The 7,964-nt window shown below is 62.0% G+C and carries 9 protein-coding genes; 4 read left to right on the forward strand and 5 right to left on the reverse strand.

Translation table 11 applies throughout. The features are described 5' to 3' along the window. Positions 1-18: 18 nt before the first annotated feature. Positions 19-2,040 (forward strand): beta-N-acetylhexosaminidase, encoded by a 2,022-nt coding sequence (locus CO666_RS09485; protein WP_097611786.1) that lies wholly within the window; start codon positions 19-21, stop codon positions 2,038-2,040. A 61-nt stretch (positions 2,041-2,101) separates the two neighbouring features. Here the strand turns inward: CO666_RS09485 and CO666_RS09490 are convergent, their stop codons facing one another. Further along, the gene (locus CO666_RS09490; RefSeq protein ID WP_483431110.1) at positions 2,102-2,971 is read right to left on the reverse strand and encodes a helix-turn-helix domain-containing protein; all 870 of its coding nucleotides are present in this window, start codon (positions 2,969-2,971) and stop codon (positions 2,102-2,104) included. 153 nt (positions 2,972-3,124) lie between these two features. On the opposite strand from CO666_RS09490, the gene CO666_RS09495 reads away from it, so the two are divergent. Next, on the forward strand, positions 3,125-4,036 hold the full coding sequence (locus CO666_RS09495; protein WP_097611787.1) for a DMT family transporter: 912 nt from the start codon (positions 3,125-3,127) through the stop codon (positions 4,034-4,036). A 28-nt stretch (positions 4,037-4,064) separates the two neighbouring features. On the opposite strand, the gene CO666_RS09500 is transcribed toward CO666_RS09495, so the two are convergent. Genes CO666_RS09500 through CO666_RS09510 form a run of 3 tightly spaced genes read right to left on the reverse strand, consistent with a single transcriptional unit; the run spans position 4,065 to position 6,330 of the window. Then, positions 4,065-5,087, reverse strand: coding sequence for an Ldh family oxidoreductase (locus tag CO666_RS09500; protein WP_097611788.1), 1,023 nt, complete (start codon positions 5,085-5,087; stop codon positions 4,065-4,067). A 4-nt stretch (positions 5,088-5,091) separates the two neighbouring features. Continuing rightward, positions 5,092-5,289: a tautomerase family protein gene (locus tag CO666_RS09505; protein WP_097611789.1), complete on the reverse strand. Its 198-nt coding sequence runs from the start codon at positions 5,287-5,289 to the stop codon at positions 5,092-5,094. A gap of 9 nt (positions 5,290-5,298) precedes the next feature. After that, complete coding sequence (locus tag CO666_RS09510) at positions 5,299-6,330, reverse strand: trans-3-hydroxy-L-proline dehydratase (RefSeq protein WP_097611790.1); 1,032 nt, start codon at positions 6,328-6,330, stop codon at positions 5,299-5,301. 139 nt (positions 6,331-6,469) lie between these two features. On the opposite strand from CO666_RS09510, the gene CO666_RS35140 reads away from it, so the two are divergent. Then, positions 6,470-6,736, forward strand: a complete 267-nt coding sequence (locus CO666_RS35140) for a hypothetical protein (RefSeq protein WP_245436759.1) — start codon at positions 6,470-6,472, stop codon at positions 6,734-6,736. Positions 6,737-6,815: 79 nt separating this feature from the next. Here CO666_RS35140 and CO666_RS09515 read toward each other — a convergent pair whose 3' ends face one another. Further along, positions 6,816-7,397, reverse strand: coding sequence for a nuclear transport factor 2 family protein (locus CO666_RS09515; protein WP_245436760.1), 582 nt, complete (start codon positions 7,395-7,397; stop codon positions 6,816-6,818). Here CO666_RS09515 and CO666_RS09520 point away from each other — a divergent pair. Beyond that, the coding region (locus CO666_RS09520; RefSeq protein ID WP_179869647.1) for an AraC family ligand binding domain-containing protein at positions 7,396-7,964 on the forward strand (569 nt) is incomplete at its 3' end. The genes CO666_RS09515 and CO666_RS09520 overlap by 2 nt on opposite strands.

The raw sequence follows: 7,964 nt of genomic DNA on the forward strand, positions 1-7,964 counted from the left end.
CAACAGGAAACCGTGATCATGTCCACACCGCGACCGAAGGCCCTGCGGCTCGAAACTCTCTGGAACCCGCCTGCCGACGGCAAGGAGTTCTCCTATGTCCTGCGCCTCAAGAACCTCGGCAGCGAGCCGCTTTCGCATTTCTCGCTGTGCATCAGCGGTCCGGGCCGCGTCGATCCGGCCGGGCGGGTCGAAGGCGCCACGGTCTCAAAGCGGCTCTCCAATTTCACCGAATTCCAGCCGCCGGCCGATTTCGTTCTCGGCGCGGGCGAGACCTGGACGATTTCGGTTTTCGCGCTGAGCTGGCAGTTCCGCCATTGGACGGACGGCGCAACGAGCGCCTATCTGGCGCTTTCCGACGGCGGCACCATCGTGCTCAGCATCGAGCCGACCCGGTCTTCGGTCAGCAATGCGCCGCTGAAGCGTGGCGCCGAGATCTATCCGGTTCCCGCCCACGCGCCCGTTCAGGTGTCGATCATTCCCTGGCCGAACCATGTGGCGGTCGCCTCCCGCCGTCCCTTGCCGGCCGGTTTTGCGCCGCGGGCGCAGAGTGGCGAAGGGGAGGAGGCGGCTGAAAGTTTCGCGGCACTGGTCGATCATCTCTTTGCCGTCGAAGGCATCGTGCGCACCGAGGCAGAAGGCGCAGTCCCGGTTGCCCTGAAGGATGTCGCCGGCTTCGGTGCCGAAGCCTATCGGCTGAGCTTTGACGAAGAGTTGCTGACGGTCGAGGCGAGCAGCCGGACCGGCTTTCTCTACGGCCTGGTGACCCTCGGCCAGATCTGGCGCGGCGCCAGGCTGCATCCCGGAACCTTCCAGTTTCCGGCATCCGGCGAGATCGTCGACGAGCCGGCGATGGGCTGGCGCGGGCTGCATCTCGATGTCGCCCGCCAGTTCTACGGCGCGGCCGAAGTCAAGAAGCTGATCGCGGTGCTGGCCTGGAACAAACTCAACCGTTTCCACTGGCATCTTTCCGACGACGAGGCCTGGCGCGTCGAGATCGACGCCTATCCGGCCCTGACCGAAATCGGCGCCTGGCGCGGCCACGGCCTTGCCGTGCCGCCGCTGCTGGGGTCAAGCCCGGCCCGCACCGGCGGTTATTATCCCAAGGCTGTCATCCGCGAGATCGTCGCCGAGGCCAAGAGCTTCGGCGTCGAGATCGTGCCGGAGATCGATATGCCCGGCCATTGCTACGCCATGCAGCAGGCGATACCCGAACTGCGCGATCCGGACGAGGTCGGCAGCTATTATTCGGTTCAGGGCTTTCCCGACAATTGCATCAATCCGGCGCTTGAGAAGACCTATGAGATCGTCGAGACCATCCTGACCGAACTCATCGAACTCTTTCCCTTCAAAACAATCCATCTCGGCGCCGACGAGGTGCCGCTCGGGGCGTGGTCCGGCTCGCCGGCAGCGCTCGACCGCCTGCGCGCTGTGGCCGGCGACGCGGTTGCCGATGCGCACGCCAAGCGCCTGAACGTCGTCACCAACACGCATGGCGCCGACGATATTCACGGCTCGGGCGCCGCCATCCTGCAGGCTGAGTTCCTGGAGCGCGTCCAGCGTTTCCTGGCGAGCAAGGGCTGCATCACCGGCGGTTGGGAGGAGGCGGCCCATGGCGACGTCATCGACAAGGCGAAGAGCTATCTCTGCAGCTGGCGCAATGTCGAGGTCTCGGCCGAACTCGCCGAGCGCGGCTACGACATGGTCGTCTGCCCCGGACAGGTCTATTACCTCGACATGGCGCTGAGGCCCGACTGGGACGAGCCCGGCGCCAGCTGGGCGGGAACGTCGGACGCCGAAAAGCTCTATAATTTCGATCCGGTCGGCGGCTGGACAGCGGCGCAGAAACAGAAACTCCTCGGCATCCAGGCCTGCATCTGGTCCGAACCGATGACGGATCGCGCGGTCTTCGACCGCCTGGTTTTTCCGCGTATCTCAGGCCTTGCCGAAACAGGCTGGACGAAGCCATCCGCCAAGTCGTGGGAGCGCTTCAAGGCGCTCGCAGGGCTGATGCCACTGCTTTACGGGCTGCAGCAATCGTAAGTCCCGGCTTGGGACCGGGTGATTTGGGGAGCATCTTTACCATCGCCAGAGGCGGCGATGGTTAGGAAGACTGTCGCTGCCGGTAGGCAGAGGGCGTGACGCCGGTGCCCAGCTTGAATGCCCGGGTCATGTGGCTCTGGCTGCTGAAGCCGCAGGCCGAAGCAATCTGAGCAATCGGCTCCATGCCTGATAACATCGACTTGGCGCGCTCGACACGCCGGTGGGCCACCCAGCCATGCGGGGACACACCATAGCTTGCCCGGAACATCCGCTGGAAGTGAAAGGCGCTGAGCTGCCCGATCGTCGCCAGATCCTGCAAGCGGATCGTCTCGTCGAGATGGGCCTCGATATAGTCCTGAATCCGGCGCCTGATATGAGGCGCGAGCCCGCCGCTGATGGCGCGGGAACGCATCCCTCCGTAATGCGGATCAACGAAGAAATCCTTGATTGTCTGCGTCATCGCCTCTTCAGCCAAGAGATGATCGCCGGCCGACATCGCTTTCGTCAGATGCCGAAGCGTACGCGCCAAGGCGGGTGCATCTGCGAAGGTCACTTCGGGAAGAACCATAAGCCTGGAATCGCGGTCAAACGTCTCGGCAAACATCCGGCGCATCAGATCGTCCGGAACATAGAGATGGACAAATTCGAAGGGGTCGGTGATTTCCCATTCGGACGAGTGCCCCTGCGGCATGACGCACAAGGCTCCGGGCCGGCCGTGCGCGGCGGGGCCGCCGTCCAGACGGCGCGTTCCGGCGCCACCGGTGAGATAGAGGCTGAACGTATGTCCGTCCGGCCGCTCATAGCTCATTCTGTCGCTGCCATTGCTCCAGAGGGCCGCCGATCGCCCGAACCCCAAATCGATCGACTGCGACATGAGAGCAGAGGGAGATGCGGACAAAAAGCTGTAAACCGAGAGGCGGCTATCCTTCACCTATTCTTCCCCACACACGCGACGTCTTGCGGACAATACCGCTGGACGGACCGCGTGGCGAGCAGGAAGTCCGGGGCAATAAATTTCATAGCAAGAATCTGCAAGAGCCCGGCTCACGGTTGGCCTATCGATCGAGAAAACGAGGATCATTCCATGGCAAATGCCGCTCTTTTCATCGCGACCGTCCTGATATGGGGGACGACCTGGATCGCCATTGCGATGCAGGTCGGTCCCGTCCCGGTCCTGGTCTCGGTCTTTTACAGATTTGCGCTCGCAGCCGTGATCCTCGTCGCCATCCTGGCTGTCATGCGGCGGCTGAAGATCCCTGCCTTGCGCGATCAACCTTTCATCCTTGCGCAAGCGCTCTGCCTGTTCAGCCTCAATTTCATCTGTTTCTACAATGCCGCCGGCTTTATCCCGTCCGGGCTGATCTCGGTGATCTTCTCGCTCGCAACGATCTACAATGCCGTCAATGCGCGGCTGTTCTTTGGCGACCGCATTACCGGCCGTACGCTTCTGGCAGCAGCGCTCGGCGCCACCGGCCTTCTCCTGCTGTTCGCGGAAGAGGTCGTCGTCGACTTCAATCTGGGCACGTTAAAAGGGATCGGGCTCGCAGCGCTCGGCACGCTGTTCTTCTCACTCGGCAATATGGCATCGCGTCGAAACAGCGCGGCCGGAATCTCGCCGCTGACCGCCAATGCCTGGGGCATGACCTATGGCGCGGTTTTCCTCCTCCTGTTGATTGCCATCACGCAAACGCCGATCGTGACGCCACCTGACATCAGGTATCTTGCCGCCCTGCTTTATCTCGCGGCGATCGGATCGGTGATCGGCTTCACCACCTACCTCATGCTGGTGTCCCGCATGGGCTCCTCACGTGCGGCCTATGCCACCGTGCTGTTCCCGATCGTCGCCCTGTCATTGTCGACGGTCTTCGAGGGCTACCACTGGAGCGGTCTGGGCCTTATCGGCCTGGCGCTGACGCTTCTCGGCAATGTGGTTATCTTTGCGCGGCCTCCAGCCCGTCGCCAGCCCCAGCCGGAAGCGAGTTTGCCGGCGCGCTGAGATCAGCGGTTTCCCCATATCTCCGCCGTCAATGGGACAGTGAAACGAGATATTCGTAGGTGTCGGTTTGCAACGATATTCCGTCACGCTCGGACGCTTCGCGCGTCCGGTACCTGCGATCCGACGGAAGGCGCGGCTGCCCTGCATCGCGAACGGAACCCATAAGTTTCGCCACGCGCTCGGCGAAGAGCTTGTTGCCGCCACGGGCCGGATCGATGACGATGACGATCTGCCCGGTCTTCGGCGTCTCGGCCCCCGGATGGTTCGAGAAATCAACCTCGGACGAGAATTGGCCGCCGGTCAGCGCGGAGGCAAGGACCTCGACCATCAAAGAGAGCGCAGCACCCTTGTGGCCACCGAACGGCAGCAGCGCACCGCCCGCCAGGATCGCCTTGGGATCCCCTGTCAGCTCGCCGGAGGCGTTGACACCGGTCCCGAGCGGCACGTCATGGCCGGCGCGGGCGGCGAGCCGCAGGTCGCCATTCGACATCGCGCTCGTGGCGAAGTCGTAAATCAGCGGATGGGCGCCCGCGACCGGCGTCGCGAAGGCAATCGGATTGGTACCGAAAACGGCGCTCCTGCCGCCCGGCGGGGCGACGCAGGCCAGTCCTGATACCATCGTGAGCGCCACGAGGCCGGATCGGGCCAGCGGCTCCAGATCAGGCCAGAGAGCGCTGAAGTGGTGCGAGTCCCGGATCGCCACGACGGCGACGCCGCTCGCAACGACCTTGTCGACGAGATGAGGCATTGCGGCAGCGAGAGCGGGCTGCGCGAAACCGTTGCGGGCGTCGACGCGCATGAAAGCCGCGCCGACATCTTCGATGTCAGGCACAGCCTTGCCGTCGACCCAACCGCTTTTCAGGGACGAGATGTAGCCGGGAATTCGAAACAGGCCGTGGCTCAAGCTGCCGTCGCGTTCGCACCCCGCGCAGTTCCCGGCCAATATCGTCGCATTCGCCTCGGAGACCCCATGGCGGACGAATATCGCTGCCAGCAGCTGCTCGAGGGCTTGGAAGCTGATGCGCATCAAAGCGCCTGAGTGATCGGCCATGACCTCACCCTCCTGCCGGCGGGCTGCCGAGAGGCTTGCCTGCTACGACCCAGTCATGCGGCGGGATATCGACGAATACAACGGTTGTCGCTTCCGGCTTGATGCCGGCCACGCGCTCCAGCGTTTCGGTGAACTCGCGGGCGATCTCCGCCTTGAGGTCGGCGCTGCGGCCGGGCAAAAGTTCGATCCTGACAATCGGCATGCCGACCTCCTACTTGATCATCGGCCAGGTGTCGGACAGCTTATAACCGCCGGGGAACGGGTCGGCCGGGTCGAGCATGAGCTGCGACGTGCCGCTGATCCAGGCGCGTCCGGTGATCGATGGTATGACGGCCCTCTGGCCCGCGACAGTGGTTTCCCTGACGATTTTGCCGACGAACCGGGTGCCGATGATCGAGATCCCCGTCAGGGTCTCGCCTTCCTTCAATTGGCCGCGTGCGTTGAGGACCGCCATGCGGGCCGAGACGGCGGTTCCGGTCGGGGATCGATCGATCTTGCCCGGCTGGATAGCGACGACGGATTTCGCCGACAGTTGGCCGTCCTCGTGATAGGGACGGCCGGCGAAGAGGCAGAAGGATATATGGTTCCACCCGGTGTCTTCGGGGTGGGAAAAGCCCAGCTGCCGGTTCGCCGCGTTTGTTATCTTGATGCCGGTCTCGGCGATCAGCCGCGCGTTTTCCGGAATAAGGTCGATCCCGACCTGTTCCGGGTCGACCACGACGAAGCTGTCACCGCCATAGGCCGTGTCCACCGTCAGCGTGCCGATGCCGGGCACGTCGAGCGTCGCATCGAGCTTTTGCGCGAAGCTCTTCACATTGGTGACGGTGATCCGTTCGGCCTTGCCGTTTCGGCACTCCGCCTCGACTTCCACCAGTCCGGCGGGAGCCTCCAGAACCATCCGGGTGACCGGTTCGGTCATGGGGATGATGCCGCTATCCAGCAGCACCGTCGACACGCAGATCGAGTTCGAGCCCGACATGGGCGGGGTGTCTTCCGGCTCCATGATGATCCAGCCCATCTGCGCCTTGGGATTTTTCGGCGGCACCAACAAGTTGACATGGCGGAAGACGCCGCCGCGCGGTTCGTTCAGCACGAAGTTGCGCAGGGTCTCGTCCTTGGCGATCCAACGAGACTGTTCCCAGACGGTGTCGCCCGGCGGCGGGGCGACACCGCCGACGATGACGTCGCCGACCTCGCCTTCCGCGTGACAGCTGACGACATGGACAATTCTGGACGAGCGCATTGACATCTTCCTTGTATGCTTTGCGGTCCGAAGACTTTTTGACGGCCTGCACTTCGATCATCGCTTTTTATACGATATTGCATAGAATAACGTATACGATCTACGATATGAGTCAAGCTCGATCCCAAATCGAGGCGCGATGACGGGTCTGGAGAGACGAGCCAATCAGGCCGCTGAAATCACATCAGGCGACCAATTTGGGCACCGAGTCGAGGGTATCGGATATCATTCTCAAATTCATCCGCGACTCCATCTGGACGGCACGCTCGACGAGGGCGAGCCGGTCCGCCAGGACGATGTCGCGCGGATGTTCAACCGAACATCGAAGGCGCGGCCAAGCTCGTTGATGAGCGCATCATGGGTGCACACGAGCGCCGATGGCGTATCTGCCGAAGGGCGCTCATGACCACCTGATGCTGTTCCTGAAAGAATTGAAAGGTGGCCTATCATGCTTGGAAGAGCCCCCCGACGCGGCGGCACGATGCTTACTTGCCCCAGAAGGCGTCTTCCTCATCTTGGTTGGACGAGAAGAGACGGACTTCCACGATCTTGCCGGTTTCGATGCGGACCAGGTCGACGCCGGGCTGGCGCAGCTTGATCCCATTTGCTTCGCCGGAGAATTCGATCGTGATGGCAACCCAGTCGCCATTGGCCATGAAGTGGTCAGCCTTGTTGATTGTGAAAGTGCCCCTTGAGACCTCCATCATCTTGCCAAGCATCGGGCCGACGGCGGCTATGCCCTTATGGGTTCCCGAGAACTGGTTGTTGCCGGGCTGATGCCAGATGACATCGGGTGAAATAATGCTTCCCAACGTTGCTTGGTCGCCGGTCTGGGCAGCTTTGATATAGGCTTTGGCGATTTCGATATTGACCATTGTGTTCTCCTGGGGTGCCTGTTTTGAAGGTTTTTCCTGCGCTCGGACAGGGGGATAAAATCCGGCAAGGCTTACTGCGAGACAAAGAGCGCCGAACGAACGGCGGCTCGCCCTTGCAGCCGCCATGCTGAAACTTGACATGATGTTTTCTCCTCGCAGGAGATAATTATCGGATTTCAGGCACAACATCATGGTTGATCAAGGCCATTTTCCGATAGATATCGGACATTATCTGCGTGAAAAGCCGAGGAGCAAAATTGTGACCGGGAAGAAGGCCGCACCATCATGGCTTGATTATCAGCCGTCGGGCCGCAGGCTGGACATTGAAGTCTTTCCCTTCGACAACCTTCGGCAGCGCGGCACGCCCGCCCAAATCGCGACGGCTCACCGGTACAGCTTCTATATGCTGATCTGTGTCAGCGAAGGGGCCGTTACACAGCTGATCGATTTCGAGCCAGTCGCCTGCCGGCCCGGCTCCCTGTTGGTGATCCACCCCGGACAGGTACACAGTTTCGGCGATGGCTCAGGTTGGGAAGGCTGGCTTGTCTTCTTTCGACCGGAATTCTTGCCGCTGGTATCGGAAACAGCATCGGGTTTACTTCCAACGTTCAGCCTTGACCGGATCACCGACCATTTAACGCTCTCGGACGTCGAGTTCGACGCTGTCACCGAGTGTATCGCCCGGATGAGCCACGATACCATGAACAAGGCTGCGGCCGAGACGCTGCATGCGCTTCTTCGCCATCAACTCTGTGCGCT

This window comes from Rhizobium chutanense, from assembly GCF_002531935.1.
Classification (GTDB): domain Bacteria; phylum Pseudomonadota; class Alphaproteobacteria; order Rhizobiales; family Rhizobiaceae; genus Rhizobium; species Rhizobium chutanense.

Bases quoted from the DNA above. Each gene is read 5' to 3' on its own strand.
- CO666_RS09510 (WP_097611790.1), bottom strand. From the start codon at position 6,330: ATGCGCTCGTCCAGAATTGTCCATGTCGTCAGCTGTCACGCGGAAGGC.
- CO666_RS09505 (WP_097611789.1), bottom strand. From the start codon at position 5,289: ATGCCGATTGTCAGGATCGAACTTTTGCCCGGCCGCAGCGCCGACCTC.
- CO666_RS09485 (WP_097611786.1), top strand. From the start codon at position 19: ATGTCCACACCGCGACCGAAGGCCCTGCGGCTCGAAACTCTCTGGAAC.
- CO666_RS35140 (WP_245436759.1), top strand. From the start codon at position 6,470: ATGACGGGTCTGGAGAGACGAGCCAATCAGGCCGCTGAAATCACATCA.
- CO666_RS09500 (WP_097611788.1), bottom strand. From the start codon at position 5,087: ATGGCCGATCACTCAGGCGCTTTGATGCGCATCAGCTTCCAAGCCCTC.
- CO666_RS09495 (WP_097611787.1), top strand. From the start codon at position 3,125: ATGGCAAATGCCGCTCTTTTCATCGCGACCGTCCTGATATGGGGGACG.
- CO666_RS09515 (WP_245436760.1), bottom strand. From the start codon at position 7,397: ATGATGTTGTGCCTGAAATCCGATAATTATCTCCTGCGAGGAGAAAAC.